This window comes from Streptomyces sp. NPDC047515, from assembly GCF_040643055.1.
In the GTDB taxonomy this organism is placed as follows: Bacteria; Actinomycetota; Actinomycetes; order Streptomycetales; family Streptomycetaceae; genus Streptomyces.
The window spans coordinates 172,802-191,058 of record NZ_JBEYTM010000003.1 but is presented as its reverse complement, the minus strand read 5'-3'; the positions used below and the strand labels follow the sequence as shown (position 1 = coordinate 191,058).

Annotated in this window: 13 protein-coding genes; 4 read left to right on the top strand and 9 right to left on the bottom strand. The window is 71.6% G+C overall.

All coding sequences use genetic code 11. From position 1 onward, the window contains the following. Window positions 1-66 precede the first annotated feature (66 nt). The 3 genes from ABZ826_RS03785 to ABZ826_RS03775 form a co-directional block, all read right to left on the bottom strand. Complete coding sequence (locus tag ABZ826_RS03785; RefSeq protein WP_361441602.1) at window positions 67-1,737, bottom strand: serine/threonine-protein kinase; 1,671 nt, start codon at window positions 1,735-1,737, stop codon at window positions 67-69. 131 nt (window positions 1,738-1,868) lie between these two features. Then, on the bottom strand, window positions 1,869-4,688 hold the full coding sequence (locus tag ABZ826_RS03780; RefSeq protein WP_361441599.1) for a protein kinase: 2,820 nt from the start codon (window positions 4,686-4,688) through the stop codon (window positions 1,869-1,871). A gap of 182 nt (window positions 4,689-4,870) precedes the next feature. Continuing rightward, window positions 4,871-6,847, bottom strand: a complete 1,977-nt coding sequence (locus ABZ826_RS03775; RefSeq protein WP_361441596.1) for a serine/threonine-protein kinase — start codon at window positions 6,845-6,847, stop codon at window positions 4,871-4,873. Between the two features lie 120 nt (window positions 6,848-6,967). Between ABZ826_RS03775 and ABZ826_RS03770 the strand changes: the two genes are divergently transcribed. Further along, on the top strand, window positions 6,968-8,047 hold the full coding sequence (locus tag ABZ826_RS03770; protein WP_361441593.1) for a serine hydrolase domain-containing protein: 1,080 nt from the start codon (window positions 6,968-6,970) through the stop codon (window positions 8,045-8,047). Between the two features lie 96 nt (window positions 8,048-8,143). Here the strand turns inward: ABZ826_RS03770 and ABZ826_RS03765 are convergent, their stop codons facing one another. Further along, the gene (locus tag ABZ826_RS03765; RefSeq protein WP_361441590.1) at window positions 8,144-9,850 is read right to left on the bottom strand and encodes a glycerol-3-phosphate dehydrogenase/oxidase; all 1,707 of its coding nucleotides are present in this window, start codon (window positions 9,848-9,850) and stop codon (window positions 8,144-8,146) included. A 251-nt stretch (window positions 9,851-10,101) separates the two neighbouring features. Here ABZ826_RS03765 and ABZ826_RS03760 point away from each other — a divergent pair, with 251 nt between their 5' ends. After that, window positions 10,102-11,364 (top strand): nucleotide sugar dehydrogenase, encoded by a 1,263-nt coding sequence (locus ABZ826_RS03760; protein ID WP_361441587.1) that lies wholly within the window; start codon window positions 10,102-10,104, stop codon window positions 11,362-11,364. A 105-nt stretch (window positions 11,365-11,469) separates the two neighbouring features. Then, the gene (locus tag ABZ826_RS03755; protein WP_361441584.1) at window positions 11,470-12,078 is read left to right on the top strand and encodes a hypothetical protein; all 609 of its coding nucleotides are present in this window, start codon (window positions 11,470-11,472) and stop codon (window positions 12,076-12,078) included. 72 nt (window positions 12,079-12,150) lie between these two features. Here ABZ826_RS03755 and ABZ826_RS03750 read toward each other — a convergent pair whose 3' ends face one another. The 4 genes from ABZ826_RS03750 to ABZ826_RS03735 all read right to left on the bottom strand — a co-directional run bounded on the left by ABZ826_RS03750 (window position 12,151) and on the right by ABZ826_RS03735 (window position 16,499). After that, window positions 12,151-13,275, bottom strand: coding sequence for a GuaB3 family IMP dehydrogenase-related protein (locus tag ABZ826_RS03750; RefSeq protein ID WP_361441581.1), 1,125 nt, complete (start codon window positions 13,273-13,275; stop codon window positions 12,151-12,153). Window positions 13,276-13,380: 105 nt separating this feature from the next. Continuing rightward, window positions 13,381-14,886, bottom strand: a complete 1,506-nt coding sequence (guaB, locus tag ABZ826_RS03745; protein ID WP_361441578.1) for an IMP dehydrogenase — start codon at window positions 14,884-14,886, stop codon at window positions 13,381-13,383. A gap of 127 nt (window positions 14,887-15,013) precedes the next feature. Further along, complete coding sequence (locus ABZ826_RS03740; RefSeq protein ID WP_093893485.1) at window positions 15,014-15,589, bottom strand: sigma-70 family RNA polymerase sigma factor; 576 nt, start codon at window positions 15,587-15,589, stop codon at window positions 15,014-15,016. 298 nt (window positions 15,590-15,887) lie between these two features. Further along, window positions 15,888-16,499 carry a response regulator transcription factor gene (locus ABZ826_RS03735; RefSeq protein ID WP_003948568.1) on the bottom strand — a complete coding sequence of 204 codons (612 nt, stop codon included), beginning with the start codon at window positions 16,497-16,499 and terminating at the stop codon, window positions 15,888-15,890. 413 nt (window positions 16,500-16,912) lie between these two features. On the opposite strand from ABZ826_RS03735, the gene ABZ826_RS03730 reads away from it, so the two are divergent. Then, complete coding sequence (locus tag ABZ826_RS03730) at window positions 16,913-17,245, top strand: WhiB family transcriptional regulator (RefSeq protein ID WP_361441574.1); 333 nt, start codon at window positions 16,913-16,915, stop codon at window positions 17,243-17,245. Window positions 17,246-17,331: 86 nt separating this feature from the next. Here the strand turns inward: ABZ826_RS03730 and ABZ826_RS03725 are convergent, their stop codons facing one another. Next, on the bottom strand, window positions 17,332-18,222 hold the full coding sequence (locus tag ABZ826_RS03725; RefSeq protein WP_361441571.1) for a LysR family transcriptional regulator: 891 nt from the start codon (window positions 18,220-18,222) through the stop codon (window positions 17,332-17,334). Window positions 18,223-18,257: the final 35 nt, after the last annotated feature.

The window sequence follows — 18,257 nt, the reverse complement described above, 5'->3', positions numbered from 1 at the left end:
CAGTGATCACTGGCAACAAAGCCCCTGATCAGGACCCCTGCGGTCGTCGGCACGATCCGGTGGGCCTCAGTCGGAGTCGTCGGGCGCCTGCCATCCGCGCAGTATCGTGTCGAACTGCTCCCGCGTGGTGTCCCAGTCCGACGCCGGACCCGTCATGTACATCGCGTACTCCGGACCGCTGTCCTCCCCGAAGTACATCTGCTCGATCGCGTGGCGCGGCCCCGGATGGGTCTTGGTCTCGGTCCAGGTGAACTCCCAGAGCGAGCCCGCCCGGTCGCGGTACGTGTTGGAATGCAGCGTCCTGCGCTCGTACCGGGGCAGCCGCTTGGCCAGCTGCTTCTCCAGGTTCAGCATGTGCATGTACGAGTTCTCGAAGTCCGGCGCCGGGTCGACGCTGATCCGGATGTAGTGCACCCCGTTGTCCGGCGTGTAGTCGATCTGGTTGCGGTCCGCCCGGCGCTCCCAGCCGATGGGCACGATCAGGCGGAACCCCTCGGGGTCGTTCACCCGGTGCCAGCCCTTGGGTATGCCGTTGACCGGGCGATCGGGCTTCGGCGCCGACGGAGTGCCGAGCGTCCTGGGGGCCGTGGGGGTCTCGCTCGCACGGGTGCCCGTGCCGCCGCGCCCGGCGGAGTTCTCCGCGCGGTCGCCGTACTTCATCGCGGCGAGCCCTGCGCCGCCGCCGACCAGCGCGGCGGCGGCGATGACCAGGACCGTCGTACGCCACCGGCCGCCGCTGCGCCGGGTCACCGCAGGCGACACCGGGCCCGCGGTGGAACCGGCCGCCGGATGGGGCAGTTGGGCCGTGCTTGCCGCACCCGCCCCGGACTCGGCGTCCAGCGTGCGCAGCACCTCGTCGGGGACGCGCTGCGTCGGTACGTACGCCTGCGCGGCCCGCGGTTCGCGGCCCTCCATGGCCTCCAGCAGCATCCGTTCCGCCTCCGCCGCCGACGGCCTGTCGTCGGGGTCCTTGCGGAGCAGCGCGGTGATCACGGGGCCGAGCGGGCCCGCCTTCCCGGGCGGCGGCGGTTCCTCGGTGACGACGGCCTGCATGGTGGAGATCGGGGACGTACGGCGGAACGGCGAGCGCCCCTCGACCGCGGTGTAGAGCGTGGCGCCGAGCGACCACAGGTCGGACGCGGGGCCCGGATCGCCGCCGCGTACCCGTTCGGGCGCCAGATAGTCGATGGAGCCGACCAGTTCACCGGTCCTGGTGATGGTCGAGTCGCCCTCTATCGCCGCGATCCCGAAGTCGGTGAGCAGCACCTGGCCGTCCCTGGCCAGAAGGACGTTGCCGGGCTTCACGTCCCGGTGCAGGACCCCCGCGCCGTGTGCGGCGCGCAGGGCTCCCAGCACATGAAGTCCGATCCTGGCGGCCTCGCGCGGCTCGATCTCGCCGGACTCCTTGGCCTCGTCGGCGAGTGACGGACCGTCGACGTACTGCATGACGATCCAGGGCCGGTTGTCGTACTCGATCACGTCATGCACCGTGACCACGCCCGGGTGCGTGATCCGGGCCGCCGCGCGGGCCTCCTTCTGCGTGCGTGCGTGCAGCACGACCCGGTCGGCCTCGGCGACGTACAGCCCGGCCGTCAGCTCCTTGACCGCGACCGTGCGGTGCAGCACCTCGTCGTGGGCCCGCCAGACCTTGCCCATGCCGCCACGTCCGAGAACTTCACCGAGCCGGTACCTTCCGGCCAGCACCAGTCCCGCGTCCGTGCCTTGTGATCGATCCACGTTTCCCCGCCCCGTTCCTTCGGAGGCCAGATTACGGAGAGGGTGCACGGCCACGGAACCTCGCCTCCCCCACGAGACCGCACTGTGATGCTTGTCGCTCTGCCGTCGTCCGGCCGCGTGGTCGGGATGTTTCAGTGCGTCACACGGTAGGACGCGATGGCTTGTTCGTAGATGTCCGAAACCTTGTCGCGCCTGTTCTCCGGGCCGATGGCCTGGAGAATGTGGTAGCGGCCGTCGACGATCATCGCGAGGTTACGGGCGTACACCTCACGGCCGGAGGCGTCCTGCCAGGTGAACTGGCCCTCGGCCATGGCCTGCCGGCCGACGTCGATCCGGCGCAGCCCGCTCGATCCCGACCAGCTGGAGTCGCGGAAGGGCCGCAACTCCAGTTCCTTCTCGGCCTGGTAGACGAGGGGGTCGTCGCCATTGGCCTTGACGGTGTCGCGTCCGGGGACGACCAGCAGGCTGAATCCGTCGCTGTCGTAATGGATCTGACGGTCCGCGTTGGCGGGGCTGCGCTGCCAGCCCTTGGGCACCGCGACCTCGAACCCCTCCGGGTCCTTGCGCAGGGCGTAGCCGGGAGCGAGCGCGACGGCGGAGCGGCTGGTCTGCGGCTGCTGGGCGCCGGGGGGCTGTGTGGAGGACTGCCCGCCGGTCCCGCCGTCGCCGGGCTCCGGTGAGCCGGACGCCGACGACGCCTGGCCCGAGGAGCGGGCGCCGGAGTCGCTGTCCGCCTTGGGCATGAACAGCACCGCGTACGCGATGGCTGCGACCAGGGCCAGCAGGATCAGCACCAGCAGCAGCCGGCCCAGCCGTCGCGGTGCCCGCCCCTCGCCCTGCCGGGGGTCGGGCGGCGGGGTGCGCAGCGCCTTGGGGCCCTTGGGCTCACGCGGTGCTCTGGGCTCTCTCTCCGGTCCGGGCCTGTCGCGCCGGTCGGCCTTCTCCTTGGTGTGGCGGTGGCGGCCGTGGGCCGAGCCCTGGCCGAAGCGGCGCCTGCGGACCAGCTCGCCACGGCGGCGCACGATGGGAAGCCGGGCGCTGTCGGCGGACGGCAGTGGTACGACGTCCAGACCGGCCTCGGGCTCGGGCGCCGACCGCACGAGGGAACGCAGCCAGCCGCTCAGCTCCTCGAAGTCCGGCCGCTCGGTGGGGTCCTGGCGCAGCAGCGACTCGACGACGGGGCGCAGCGGACCGCACTCCTCGGCGAAGGCGGGCGGCTCCCCGCACACCATCTGGACCAGTTCCGCCGCGTTCTCCTCGGGGTACGGCGCGTGGCCCTGGACGGCGCGGTAGAGCAGCGCGCCCAGTGCCCAGAGGTCGGTGGCGGGGCCGATCGGCGGCGCCAGCTGCCAGTTCTCGTGCACGGGGCCCGCCTGTTCGGGCGCCCAGCGCTCGGTGACCGCGCCGACGAGGGAGATCCGGGTCTGCCGGGCGCGCTCGGCGGCGAGGGTGGTGGTGGGGCCGCGATAGGCGGGGCCCGAACCCTCGCCCGCGACGCCGTCGTCCCAGCGGCCCGGCTGCTGTCGCTGCGGGGAGGGATGCGTCGGCAGCGCCGGGGAGTTGCCGTGGCGCCGGGCGTCGGCGCGCAGGGCGTCCTCGCCCGAGCCTCCGGCCGGGACGGGACGTCCGGAGCCGGGGCCGTCGCTCCAGGTGCCGGTGAGGTGCAGCCGCCGGCCGGGGGGCGCCTGGTCGTCGTCCCCGTAGCCGTCGTCGTTGTCGTCGTCCTCGTCGTTGTCGTCGTACGGGTCGTCGTCGTACGGGTCGTGCTCGTGCGGGTCCTCGGCGTACGGGCCCTTGGCGTAGGGGTCCTCGTCGGCCCGGTTCCAGGGGCCGGTCGGCTGCGGGCGGCTGTCCTGGGCGGACGGTCCCGTGTCCTGCTGCCGCGCGGCGCGCTGCACCGGGATGCTGCCGGTGTCCTCCGCCTCGCCCGCCCCGGCCCGGCGCTGGTCCTCGCCTACCCGGGCGGCGGCGCGGGCGCCCGCGCCGTAGGCGGCGATGGCTCCGGCGCGCTCGGCCCGCGACCGCGCGGCGCTTCCCGTTCCAGGGGCGGGCGCGGGAAGGGCGGGATTCACCGGCCGCGGCACGGCCTCCAGTTCGCCCGGCGCACTGCCCCGCACATCGCCGTGGAGGTCGTCGCCGGACCGGTCGCCAAGGTACGCATCATCGGCGTGCGCCCCGTCATCGCCGTACGGGTCGCCCGTGGTGCGGCCCGTCCCGATCGCCGCCGGGCCACGCGAAGCCGGCACCTCGGCCGGAGGGACGGGCGGGGGCGACGGGGGCAGCGGAGGCGGTGCGTACGGCCCGGCCGGGCCCGTCCCGACCGCCGGGCGGCCGAAGGCGATCTCGTCCCCGTCGTCGGGCTGCGGCGTCGGGACGTACCCGCAGAGCGCCTCCTGCGCCGCGCCGGTCGCCAGACCGGTCAGCACGACGCGGCCGTCGTCGCAGATCAGCACCGTGCGGACGGTGATGTTCCGGTGGGTCCAGCCATGGGCGTGCAGCACCCGAAGCGCCGTCAGCACGTCGGAGCCGATCTCGGCGGCCCGGAAGGGGTCGAGGGGCCGCTCCGCGAGCAGGGCGGCGAGCGGGCGGGCCATGACGAATTCGCTCACGATCCAGAGCGAGCCGGCCTCGGCGAACACGTCGAAGACCTGGTCGAGCCGGGGGTGGTCGGGGACCTGGGCCGCCGCCTGCGCGGCCTCGATGGCGCGCCGGACCGCCGGGTCCGTGGACCGTCGCACCGCGTGCCCCGTGACGCGCCGGGCCGTCGGCACCGGGCCGTCGGCGTCGAGCACCTCGGCGTCCACCACTTCGGGCAACGGCACCTGCCGGATCAGGACTTCCTGCCCGCTGTAGGTGTCGAACGCCCGGGTCTCGACCAGTTCGTACTCGTCGGACGGGGGCAGCGGAAGGCGGTAGCGGTCGGCAAGCACCCGACCCGCGTAGTCGTCCACGACGCCTCCCCAGAGCGCGCTGTCCCCCGGTCACGGAACCCGTATGAATCCATCAATTGCGCTCACTCACCGAGCAATTGATCCGCCGTTCCGGCTGCGTACGGTCTTCAGGCTCTCACGATACGTGGCAAGTGCCGGGCGCGCGCCGGGGTCGGTGCATCCCGGCCCTTTTCACCCATCGGTCAGTCGGTGGGCGCGAACGTGTCGAACGCCGTCTTGCGCAGCGTCCGGCACTCCTTGCCGTCCCACTCGTCCGCCTTGCAGCTGATCATGATCGCGTAGCCATGAGTGGCGTCGACCTTGAAGCCCCTGTTCAGCACCCGGATCCGCTGCCCCTGCTGGGTGCGCTCGAACTGCCAGTCGGCGACGGTCGGGTAGCCGTTGTACTGGACCTTTTTCACGCCGAGGTGGTGGTAGCCGTTGCTGCTGGCCTCGACACCGCCCTTCGCGGCGTTCCAGGCCGCGGCGGCGTCGCCGCCGGGCGAATCGGTGTAGTCGACCTGGAGGCGCGGGAAGCCCCCGTCGGCATTGAAGATGCCACCGGAGTTGCTCCCGGACGTGTGGTCGAGCCGGAAGTCCTCGGGCATCGCAATGGTGAAGTGGAACTGCTTGTTCGTGATGGTTCCGTATCCGCCGGGCAGTGCGTCGCCCTTGGCGCCCGGGTCGTCCCCCTTGGAACCGTCCGACCCCTTGCCCGAGTCGTCGCCCTTGCCCTGGTCCTGATGGCCGCCCTGGTCCTGGGCCTTGCCGCCGCCGCTGTCGGTGTCCGTGGCGCTGCCGGTCGCAGAGGGCCCGGCCGAGGCCGACGTGTCGTCCTTGCCGCTGCCGCCGCCCGCGTTGTTCTTGTCGTCCCCGCCGAGAGTGAGCGCGAGGACCGTGCCGATCACGGCGAGCACGATCACGGCCGCGATGATCGCCAGGGTGCGGCGCGGCACCACGTCCGTGAGGGACGCGCGGGGCGGGGTGGCCGACGACGTGGCCTGGCGCGGCGGCGGTACGGCGGCGGAGGCCGCGCCCCCGGTCGCCGTGGCCGGCGGCCGGGCAGGCTTCGCGGGGGCCGCGGCGCCGCTCGCCGAGGCGGCCTTCGGGGGCGTCGAGGGCGGGGTCGGCGCGGTGACCGGGGCCGCGGCCGGCGTCCCCTTCGCGCTGCGCACGGAGCGCAGCGCACCGCGCAGCCGGTCCCGTGTGCCCTCGCCCTGCTCGCCGGGGTTCGGGGCCGTCCTGGCGCCGGACGCGGAGGCCTGTCCGGGCAGCGCCATGATCTGGGTGGCCTCGGCGGGCGCGGGCACCACCGGATCCGGCTTCTCGGGGGCGTGGATCACCTCGTCGAGCAGGGCGCGCGCGCCCGCTTCGTCGAGCCGCTGATCGGGATCCTTGGCGAGCAGGCCGTAGATGACCTCCTTCAGCGGACCGGCGTTCTTCGGCGGATCGAGCGGTTCGGTCATCACCGCCGTCAGGGTGGCGATGGCCGACCCCTTGTCGTACGGCGGGGAGCCCTCGACGCTGGCGTAGAGCAGTCCGCCGAGCGACCACAGGTCGGCGGGCGGTCCCGGCTTGTGCCCCCGGGCGCGCTCCGGCGAGATGTACGACGGTGCGCCGACGAGCATGCCCGTCGAGGTGACCGACGGGTCGCCCTCGACCTGGGCGATGCCGAAGTCGGTCAGCACGACCCGGCCGTCCTCGGCGATCAGTACGTTGGACGGCTTCACGTCGCGGTGCAGGATGCCCTCACGGTGCGCAGAGCGCAGCACGTCGAGGATGGCGAGGCCGACCTCGGCGGCGCGCCTGGGCGTCAGTACCCCGTCCTCGCGGATGGCCTCGGCGAGGGACTTGCCCTCGATGAGTTCCATCACGATCCACGGCCGGTCGTCCTCGTCGACCACGTCGAAGACCGTCACGGCGCCGTTGTTGCGGATCCGGGCGATCGCCTTCGCCTCGCGCAGCGTGCGCGTGATGAGACGGCGCTTCTCGTCCTCGTCGATGGCCGAGGGGAACCGCAGCTCCTTGACCGCGACCGTGCGGCCCAGCGTCTCGTCGACGGCACGCCAGACCGTGCCCATACCGCCCCGGCCGAGCACCTCCCCGAGCCGGTAGCGCCCCGCAAGGAGACGTCCGTCCTTGTCCCGTTGGGGCTCCCGTGCCTGCTCCGCCTCCGACATGCGTCCCCTCTGCGATCAACCCGCCCTGGCAGAGCGTTCATTGTCCCTCACCCCGGGACCGGTCATGGTGCCGGGTCCGCGGGCCCGTCATGATGTGGCCGTAGGAAGGGATTCCCTGCCATGTCGATACTCAGGGCGCTGCTCGCCGCCCCGTTGCTGCTGGCGCTGTTCGGCCTCGGAACAGCGACCCTGCCCAGCGAACCACATCTCACGCCCGCGGCCTCCTACCTTCCCCGGCTCGTCGCCGTGGGCGGCGCCCCCACCGCGGCGCTGCTGGCCGACCGCGCTTCATCCGCACCGTACGGCACCTACCGCTCGACGGGCCCCGGTATCCGCAGGGCGGACAGATTCCGGGCCGGCAGCATCACCAAGACCTTCGTCGCCGCCGTCGTGCTCCAACTCGCCCGGGAGGGAAGGCTTCGGCTGTCGGACCCCGTCGAGCGGCTGCTGCCGGGGCTGATCCACGGCAACGGAAACGACGGCCGCCACATCACCCTGCGCGCCCTGCTCAGCCACACCAGCGGCCTCCACGACTACACCGCCGACGCCTCCGCCCGCCCCGTCTCCGCCACCGCGGCGGTCCGTCTCGCCCTGACCCACCGCCCGACGAACGCGCCGGGCCGCTATGCCTACTCCAACACCGATTACGTCGTGCTCGGACTCGTCGTCCGGCGCGTCACCGGACACGACTACGCCACCGAGATCCGCCGCCGCATCATCACCCCCCTCCGCCTCACCGGCACTTCCCTCCCTGGCGCCCGTACCGCGCTGCCCGCCCCGCACGGCCGCGGCTTCACCCGGGACCCGGCCGACGGCCGTCTCCACGACGTCACCGACCTCGACCCGCGCAGGGCGGGCGCGGCCGGGGAGCTGATCTCCACGCTCACCGACCTGAACCGCTTCTACGCGGCCCTGCTGGGCGGGCGCCTCCTCCCGCCCGCCCAGCTGGCGAGACTGCTGGACACCGGCGCCACGCACGGCGTCTACGGTCTGGGCATCTATCCGCAGAAGCTCTCCTGCGGCACCACCGTCTGGGGCCACAACGGCCGCATAGCGGGCAGTTACGTCCGTACCGCCACCACGCGCGACGGCCGGCACACCCTCACATTCCGCGTCGACACGGACACTCTGAACGACGCGGCGGCACTCGAACCGGCGCTGCTCGAAGCGGAGTTCTGCGGTCGCATCCCCCGCGCCTGAGCCCGGCCCCACGAGCCCGGCAGGATCCGGACGGGAGGCCCGGCCCGGCAGGATCCGAGCGGGCGCCCCGGCCGGGCCCGATCCGAGCGGGCGGCCCTACAGCGGCACGATGTCCGGAGCCCCGAGCCGCGCCGCGTCCGCCGTGAGGTCGTCCGGCTGGCGCTGCGACTCCCGCTCCGCCTGCACCCGCTTCTCGTAGTGCTCGACCTCCCGGTCCATCTGCCCGTCGCCCCAGCCCAGCACCGGAGCCATCAGCTTCGCGCAGAGCCGGGCGCTGAGCGTGCCCCGGTCGAAGGTCTCGATGGAGATCCGGGTCCGGCGGGTCAGTACGTCGTCGAGGTGGCGGGCCCCCTCGTGCGAGGCGGCGTAGACGATCTCGGCCTTCAGGTAGTCGTCCGCCGACGGCAGCGGCTCGCCCAGCGTCGGATCGTCGACGATCAGATCGAGGAGTTCCTCGGTCATGGAGCCGTAGCGGTTGAGCAGATGCTCCACCCGGGCGACATGGAGCCCCGTCCGGACCGCGATCCTCGCGCGGGCGTTCCACAGCGCCCGGTATCCCTCCGCCCCCAGCAACGGAATGTCCTCCGTGACGCACTCCGCCACCCGCTGGTCGAGACCGTGCACCGCCTCGTCCACGGCGTCCTTCGCCATCACCCGGTACGTCGTGTACTTGCCGCCCGCCACGACCACGAGGCCCGGCAGCGGATGCGCCACCGTGTGCTCGCGCGAGAGCTTGCTGGTCGCATCCGACTCGCCGGCCAGCAGCGGCCGCAGGCCTGCGTAGACGCCCTGGACGTCGTCCCTGGTCAGCGGCGTGGCCAGGACCGAGTTGACGTGTTCGAGCAGATAGTCGATATCGGCGCTGGACGCCGCCGGATGCGCCTTGTCCAGGTCCCAGTCGGTGTCCGTCGTCCCGACGATCCAGTGGCGTCCCCACGGGATGACGAAGAGGACGGACTTCTCGGTGCGCAGGATCAGACCGGTCGAGGAGTGGATGCGGTCCTTCGGGACGACGAGGTGGATGCCCTTGGACGCCCGGACGTGGAACAGTCCGCGCTCCCCGATCAGCGCCTGGGTGTCATCCGTCCAGACCCCGGTCGCGTTGACCACCTGTTTGGCCCTGACCTCGTACTCCCCGCCCGCCTCGACGTCCTCCACCCGGGCACCGACGACCCGCTCGCCCTCCCGGAGGAAACCGATGACCCGCGCCCGGTTCGCCACCTTGGCGCCGTATCCGGCGGCGGTGCGCACCAGGGTCGCCACATAGCGGGCGTCGTCCATCTGCGCGTCGTAGTACTGCAACGCCCCGACCAGGGCGTCCTTCCTGAGCGCCGGGGCTACCCGCAGGGCGCGGCGGCGGGAGAGATGCCGGTGGACGGGCAGACCGCGGCCGTGCCCCGACGACACCGACATCGCGTCGTAGAGCGCCACACCGGAGCCGGCATAGAGCCGCTCCCAGCCCTTGTGCTGCAGCGGATAGAGGAACGGCACGGGCTTCACCAGGTGCGGGGCCAGCCGCTCCAGGAGCAGCCCGCGCTCCTTCAGGGCCTCCCGGACGAGCGCGAAGTCGAGCATCTCCAGGTACCGCAGCCCGCCGTGGATCAGCTTGCTCGATCTGCTCGATGTGCCCGAGGCCCAGTCGCGCGCCTCGACCAGACCGGTCGAGAGCCCTCTCGTCGCCGCGTCCAGCGCCGTACCGGCGCCGACCACGCCCGCCCCCACGACCAGCACGTCCAGTTCGCGCTCGGCCATCGCGGCGAGCGCCTCGGCGCGCTCCGCGGGTCCCAGTGTCGCTGTCCTCACCGCTGCCTCCCGGGGTAGATCGGGGTGGTCCGGCACGGAACGCGACCCGACCGAGCGGTCGGACGCCCCGCGCCCACCCCTCGATTCTGTCCGCCGCCCACGACTTCGGCCACCGCCTGTGGACAACACCAGGACGACAGGAGCCCGACAATGCGACATATAGGTCATATTTACGCCTAGTCTGACATTGCGCTGTCCCCAGCGGTTGCGCTTTCCGCTCTCTCGGTCCAAGGGAAGGACGGCCCATCGACATGCCCGCAGACCTCGCTGTCATCGGACTCGGCCACCTCGGCCTGCCCCTCGCCCAAGCCGCCGTAGCCGCCGGTGTCCAGACCGTCGGCTACGACACCGACCCACGCGCCTACGCGGAGCTCTCCGCTGGCCACACCCCCGTCGAGGGATCGCTCACCGCCTCGGACGTCCGCCGGATGCTCTCGGGGGGTTTCCGGCCCACCACCAACCCGGCCGAACTGGGCCGGGTCCGTACTGCGGTGATCTGCGCGCCCACCCCGCTCGGCGCCGACCGCACCCTCGACCTCACCGCCGTCGGCGAGGCGAGCCGCGCGCTCGCCGCCCGGCTGCGCCCGCACACCACCGTCCTGCTGGAATCGGCCGTCCAGCCCGGCACCACCGAGAGCTACGTGCTGCCCCTGCTCGAAGAGGGCTCGGGGCTGCGCGCCGGACGCGACTTCCACCTCGCCTACTCCCCCAGCCGCCTCGACCCGGGCAACAGGACCCACGTCTACGCCAACACCCCCAAGGTCATCGGCGGCCTCACCCCCGCCTGCACCGAGTCCGCCGCCGCCTTCTACGGCCGCCTCACCGACAAGGTCGTCCGGGCCCGCGGGCCGCGCGAGGCCGAGATGACGAAGGTCCTGGAGACCAACTTCCGGCACGTCAACATCGCCCTGGTCAACGAGATGGCGGTGCTCTGCCACGACCTCGGCGTGGATCTGTGGGACGTCATCAGGTGTGCCGAGACCAAGCCCTTCGGCTTCCAGCCGTTCCGTCCGGGCCCCGGCGTCGGCGGTCACGGCGTCCCCGTCGACCCGGGCTACCTCCCGTACCACAGCCGCACCCCCGGCCACCCCCTGCGGATGGTCTCGCTCGCCCAGGAGATCAACGACCGGATGCCGCAGTACGTGATCCAGCGCTGCGCCACCCTCCTGAACGAGCACGGCAAGTCCGTACGCGGTGCCCGGGTGCTGCTCCTCGGTGTCACCTACAAGCCGGACCTCGCGGACCAGGAGGCCTCCCCCGCCCGGGAGGTCGCGACCCGGCTGATGGACATGGGCGCCCAGATCGGCTACCACGATCCGCACGTCCTGGACTGGCGGGTACGTGAACTCCCGGTTCCGCGCGCCGACTCGCTGTACGAGGCGGCATCGAGCGCCGATCTCACGGTGCTGCTCCAGCACCACCGTACGTACGATCTGCAGGGCCTCGCGGTGAAGGCCCAGCTCCTCCTGGACACCCGGGGCGCGACCCCGGCGGGGGCCGCACACCGGCTGTAGGAACGGCCTTCCCGGGGATTTCAGTGGGCGATGTCACAGGTGACTGCTAGCCTGCGGCGTCACTTCTCGCACATTCGTGCGCTTCCGTCCCAGGGGGATACCACCATGAGCCAGCCCGTGCCGCCGCCGAACCAGCCGCAGCAGCCGTACGACGTCCAGCCCGGCGGCGGCAACCCGTTCGCCGGCCAGCAGCCCGGCCGGCCCGGTGCCCCCACCGGCAACCCGTTCGCGGACCAGCAGCCCGGCCCCTACGGCCAGCCCGGTCAGCCCGGCGCCGCGTTCGGCGGAGCGCCGCTCTCCCCGCCGGCCCCCGCCCGCGACAACCTGGGCCTCGGCCTGCTGACGGCCGTGGTCACGGCGCTCGTCGCGGCCTTCCTGTACGGCGTCATCGCGGGTGCGATCGAGCGCGAGGTCGGCTACATCGCCATCGGCGTCGGGCTCCTCGTCGGCTTCGCGGCGAGCAAGGTCGGCGGACAGAACCCGGTGCTGCCCGTGGTCAGCGCCGTTCTGTCGGTGGGCGCCGTCTACCTCGGCCAGCTCGTGGGCATCTCGATCATCCTCTCCGACCTGGTCCACCAGTCCGCCTCCAGCCTCTTCCTCGACCGCTTCGACGTGCTGACGAAGGCGTGGAGCGAGGCGGCGGACTTCAAGAGCTACCTCTTCCTGCTGCTCGGTGCCGTAGCCGCGTTCGGTGGCGCCAAGAAGGCCGCGTAACGCCTGCCCGGACACGACAGGAGGCCCGGACCGCGTCTGCGGTCCGGGCCTCCTGCGTGCTGCCGGGCGTACTCAGCGACGGTGCTGCGAGTCCGCCACCGTCACCTCGACGCGCTGGAACTCCTTGAGGTCGCTGTACCCCGTCGTCGCCATCGCCCGGCGCAGCGCACCGAAGATGTTCATCGAGCCGTCGGGGGTGTGCGAAGGACCGGTGAGGACCTCCTCGGTCGTGCCGACGGAGCCCAGGTCCACCAGCTTGCCGCGCGGCACGTCCTCGTGGACGGCCTCCATGCCCCAGTGCCGGCCGCGGCCCGGCGCGTCCGTCGCGCGGGCCAGCGGGGAGCCCATCATCACGGCGTCCGCGCCGCAGGCGATGGCCTTGGGCAGGTCGCCGGACCAGCCGACGCCGCCGTCCGCGATCACGTGCACGTACCGGCCGCCGGACTCGTCCATGTAGTCGCGGCGGGCTCCGGCCACATCGGCGACCGCGGTCGCCATCGGGACCTGGATGCCGAAGACGTTGCGCGTGGTGTGCGCGGCGCCGCCGCCGAAGCCGACGAGGACACCGGCCGCACCGGTCCGCATCAGGTGCAGGGCGGCGGTGTACGTGGCGCAGCCGCCGACGATCACCGGGACGTCCAGCTCGTAGATGAACTGCTTGAGGTTGAGCGGCTCGGCCGCACCGGAGACGTGCTCGGCGGAGACCGTCGTACCGCGGATGACGAAGATGTCCACACCCGCGTCCACGACGGCCTTGGAGAACTGCGCGGTGCGCTGCGGGGACAGCGCGGCGGCGGTGACGACGCCGGAGTCGCGCACCTCCTTGATGCGCCGGCCGATCAGCTCCTCCTGGATGGGGGCGGAGTAGATCTCCTGGAGGCGGCGGGTCGCCGACTCGACGGGCATCTCGGCGATCTCGTCGAGCAGCGGCTGCGGATCGGCGTGCCGGGTCCACAGGCCCTCAAGGTTGAGAACACCGAGGCCACCCAGCTCACCGATGCGGATCGCGGTCTGCGGGGACACCACGGAGTCCATGGGAGCCGCCAGGAACGGCAGCTCGAAACGGTAGGCGTCGATCTGCCAGGCGATCGAGACCTCCTTCGGGTCGCGGGTACGGCGGCTCGGAACGACGGCGATGTCGTCGAATGCGTACGCCCGGCGGCCGCGCTTGCCGCGCCCGATCTCGATCTCAGTCACGATGGTGTGGCCTTTCCCTCTATGTCTGCGCTGTCCAGTATCCCCGACACACGACTGAGGGGCGGTCCCGGGAACCCCGGGCCGCCCCTCAGCTGCGCTGACGCGTTACTTCCTGCTGTAGTTCGGCGCTTCGACCGTCATCTGGATGTCGTGCGGGTGGCTCTCCTTGAGCCCCGCCGAGGTGATCCGGACGAACCGGCCGTTGGCCTGGAGCTCCGGTACGGTACGCCCGCCGACGTAGAACATCGACTGGCGCAGGCCGCCGGTGAGCTGGTGGACGACCGCCGAGAGCGGGCCGCGGTAGGGGACCTGGCCCTCGATGCCCTCGGGGACCAGCTTCTCGTCGGAGGCGACGCCCTCCTGGAAGTAGCGGTCCTTGGAGAAGGACTTGCGGTCGCCACGGGTCTGCATCGCGGCGAGCGAACCCATGCCGCGGTACGACTTGAACTGCTTGCCGTTGATGAAGAGCAGCTCGCCCGGGGACTCCTCGCAGCCCGCCAGCAGCGAGCCGAGCATCACGGTGTCCGCGCCGGCCACCAGGGCCTTGGCGATGTCGCCGGAGTACTGCAGGCCGCCGTCGCCGATGACCGGGACGCCGGCCGCCTTGGCGGCGAGCGAGGCCTCGTAGATGGCGGTGACCTGCGGGACGCCGATGCCTGCGACGACACGGGTGGTGCAGATGGAGCCGGGGCCGACGCCGACCTTGATGCCGTCGGCACCGGCGTCGATCAGCGACTGGGCGCCGTCACGGGTGGCGATGTTGCCGCCGATGACGTCGACGCCGGAGGCGTTCGACTTGATCTTGGCGACCATGTCGCCGACCAGCCGGGAGTGACCGTGGGCGGTGTCGACGACGATGAAGTCGACGCCCGCCTCGATGAGCGCCTGGGCCCGCTCGAAGGCGTCGCCCGCGACCCCGACGGCCGCGCCGACCAGCAGCCGGCCTTCCTTGTCCTTGGCGGCGTTCGGGTACTGCTCGGCCTTGACGAAGTCCTTGACGGTGATGAGGCCCTTGAGGACCCCCGCGTCGTCGACCAGCGGAAGCTTCTCGATCTTGTGGCGGCGCAGCAGTTCCATGGCGTCCACGCCGGAGATGCCGACCTTGCCGGTGACCAGCGGCATCGGCGTCATGACCTCGCGCACCTGGCGCGTACGGTCCGACTCGAAGGCCATGTCACGGTTGGTGACGATGCCGAGCAGCTTGCCCGCGGCATCCGTGACCGGGACGCCGCTGATGCGGAACTTGGCGCACAGCTCGTCGGCGTCGCGCAGCGTCGCGTCCGGGTGCACCGTGATCGGGTCGGTCACCATGCCGGACTCGGAGCGCTTGACCAGGTCGACCTGGTTGGCCTGGTCGGCGATGGAGAGGTTGCGGTGCAGCACACCGGCGCCGCCCTGCCGGGCCATGGCGATCGCCATGCGGGCCTCGGTGACCTTGTCCATCGCGGCGGAGAGCAGCGGGATGTTCACCCGCACGTTCCTGGAGATGTACGAGGAGGTGTCGATCTGGTCGGGCGCCATGTCGGACGCGCCGGGCAGCAGCAGCACGTCGTCGTATGTCAGCCCGAGCGTCGCGAATTTCTCGGGCACTCCGTCGACGTTTGCAGTCATGACACCTTCCCCAAATGGCCTTGATCGGTGCGGATGTCCATGCTAACGGCCTTCGGGGGTGTCTCATTCCACGAGCAAGATCACCTAGAGGTTCTGTAGCTTCGTACGGGCCGCGACGGGAGTCGGCTCACTGCTCCGCGAGGGCCCGCAGCCTGCTCAGCGCCCGGTGCTGGGCGACCCGGACCGCACCCGGTGACATGCCGAGCATCTGTCCGGTCTCCTCCGCGGTCAGGCCGACCGCGACCCGCAGAACGAGCAGCTCGCGCTGGTTGTCCGGGAGGTTGGCGAGAAGCTTCTTGGCCCAGGCGGCATCGCTGCTGAGCAGGGCGCGCTCCTCGGGACCGAGCGAGTCGTCGGGGCGCTCGGGCATCTCGTCGGAGGGCACGGCCGTCGATCCCGGGTGGCGCATGGCGGCCCGTTGGAGGTCGGCGACCTTGTGGCCCGCGATGGCGAAGACGAAGGCTTCGAAGGGTCTGCCGGTGTCCTTGTAGCGCGGCAGCGCCATCAGCACCGCGACACAGACCTCCTGCGCCAGGTCCTCCACGAAGTGGCGGGCATCACCGGGCAACCGGTTCAGCCGGGACCTGCAGTAGCGCAGCGCGAGGGGGTGGACATGGGCCAGCAGATCATGGGTGGCCTGCGCGTCCCCCTCGACAGCACGGTGCACCAGTGCACCGATCACCGTCGTCTCGTCGTCGCGCATCGGACCATGGTGCCTCGGAGCCGCGTCTTCCGCTCCGCCGCGTCCGTAGTTGTGCACCGAAGCGTTATGAGCGGGTGCGCCGGAAGTCATGTCCTGCGCCCTCCCCTTCCGCTCGACCGAATCGTTCCCGAGGAACTCCACGTCTCAAGGATGCGGCATCGGCCGGGAAGCGTCACATGCCGGCGGCGCGGAGGGCACCACCGGCGGCGCGGAGCCCGCCCCGCGCACGTCGGTCAGATCACCCCCGTCCGCCGGTGGGCGGACGGGGGACCGCACGACTGCCGGCCATGGCAGGACCTCAGCGGACCAGGCCCCAGCGGAAGCCGAGCGCGACGGCGTGCGCCCGGTCCGAGGCGCCGAGTTTCTTGAACAGACGCCTGGCGTGCGTCTTCACCGTGTCCTCGGAGAGGAACAGCTCACGGCCGATCTCGGCGTTCGAGCGGCCGTGGCTCATCCCTTCGAGCACCTGGATCTCACGCGCGGTGAGCGTCGGCGCCGCACCCATCTCGGCCGACCGCAGCCGACGCGGGGCGAGCCGCCACGTCGGATCGGCCAGCGCCTGGGTGACGGTGGCCCGCAACTCCGCGCGGGAGGCGTCCTTGTGCAGATAGCCGCGGGCCCCGGCGGCGACCGCGAGCGCGACACCGTCCAGGTCCTCGGCGACGGTCAGCATGATGATCCTGGCGCCGGGATCGGCGGAGAGCAGCCGCCGGACCGTCTCCACACCCCCCAGACCGGGCATGCGTACGTCCATCAGAATCAGATCCGAACGGTCGGCACCCCAGCGGCGGAGGACTTCCTCGCCGTTGGCCGCCGTCGTCACACGCTCGACGCCGGGCACGGTCGCGACCGCGCGACGAAGCGCTTCTCGGGCAAGCGGGGAGTCGTCGCAGACGAGGACGGATGTCATGACCGTCCTCCGCAGCTGATGCGCGTCACCTTGAGCCTCCAGGCTGTTACAAGTCGTCACCTGAGCGGTTGACGCTCTCGGACACCTGCCCGATCGCTTTTTCTGTCAACCGCCTCCGCCCTCTCAACGACGGTCACTCGAAAGAGTTACGGGTCGGACGGCCGGGTTCGGCACTCTACGTGAGGACGCGTGCACAGAGGAGAGCGGCGCGGATCATCCAACAGTCAACCGAAACTCCAGATAAAGATATGCCCCATTTAGCGGGTTTTCTTCCCTTTTGCTGGTGTCTGTGGCTAGATTCGCAATCAGTCATATTTACATCTACTTACACCGTAGATGTAAGTGTCATGAACACGGTCACCAATGGACGACAACGACGATTCCGACACAGCAAGGTTTCGAGGGGACAAGCAATGGCAGATTTCTCCCGCCTTCCCGGACCCAACGCCGATCTGTGGGACTGGCAACTGTTGGCGGCCTGCCGCGGGGTCGACAGCTCGCTGTTCTTCCACCCGGAGGGTGAACGCGGGGCGGCACGAAGCGCCCGCGAGAACTCGGCAAAAGAGGTCTGTATGCGATGCCCGGTGCGTGCCGAGTGCGCGGCCCACGCACTCGCGGTACGAGAACCCTACGGAGTATGGGGCGGACTGACCGAGGACGAGCGCGAGGAGCTCATGGGGCGGGCCCGCAATCGTCTGATCGCGGCGGCGCCGTCGGGCCTTCCGTCCCCGTCGGGGCACGGCTGACGCCGCCCGCCCCGCCCACCAAATAGAAAAACGTTTCCGCACTTCACCCGGCCACGGAGGGGGGCCGGGCCACAGGCAGGCCCCCGTCAGCGTGCGGCGGCCAGGGACAGCCGGTCCAGGGTGGCCGCCACCGCCGGCACCTGGGCCAGGTCGGGCAGGGTCAGGGCGACGATCTCGCGCTCGATGGCCGGTTCCACCGTCACCGTGCGGGCCCCCTTGGGACGCACCGACTCGATCGCCAGCTCCGGCAGTACGGCCACCCCCAGTCCGGCGCCGACGAGACCGACGACCGCCGGGTAGTCGTCGGTGGCGAAGTCGATCCGGGGCGTGAAGCCGGACTCCTCGCAGACCTCCACCAGCTGGCGGCGGCAGCGCGGGCAGCCCGCGATCCACGGCTCCTCGGCCAGTTCGGCGATGCCGACCGCCGCCGAACCGGACAGCCGGTGCCCCTCGGGGACCAGGCCGATCAGCCGGTCGGTGAGCAGCGGGCGCACGACCAGGTCGTCCCACTCGGCGCCGGGGACGCCGTAACGGAACGCCAGCGCGATGTCGCAGTCGCCCTCGCGCAGCATCTCGACCGAGCGCGGCGGCTCGGCCTCGACCAGGGAGACCCGGGTGCCGGGGTGGGCCGCGCGCAGCGCCGCGAGGGCGCCCGGGACCAGCGTGGAGCTGCCACTGGGAAAGGAGACCAGCCGGACCCGGCCGGCCCGCAGTCCGGCGATCGCGGCGACCTCCTCCTCGGCGGCGGTGAGCCCGGCGAGGATGCCGGAGGCGTGCCGGACGAGGGCCTCGCCCGCCTGGGTGAGCCGCATCTCGCGTCCCGTGCGGATCAGCAGGATGGTCCCCGCGGAGGCCTCCAGCACCTTCATCTGCTGGCTCACCGCGGGCTGGGTGCAGCCCAGTTCGCGGGCGGCGGCGGAGAACGAGCCGGTGGCGGCCACGGCGCGCAGGACACGGAGATGACGAGCTTCGATCACGCTTCAACCATAAGCTGCTCTTGGATCGGATGCGA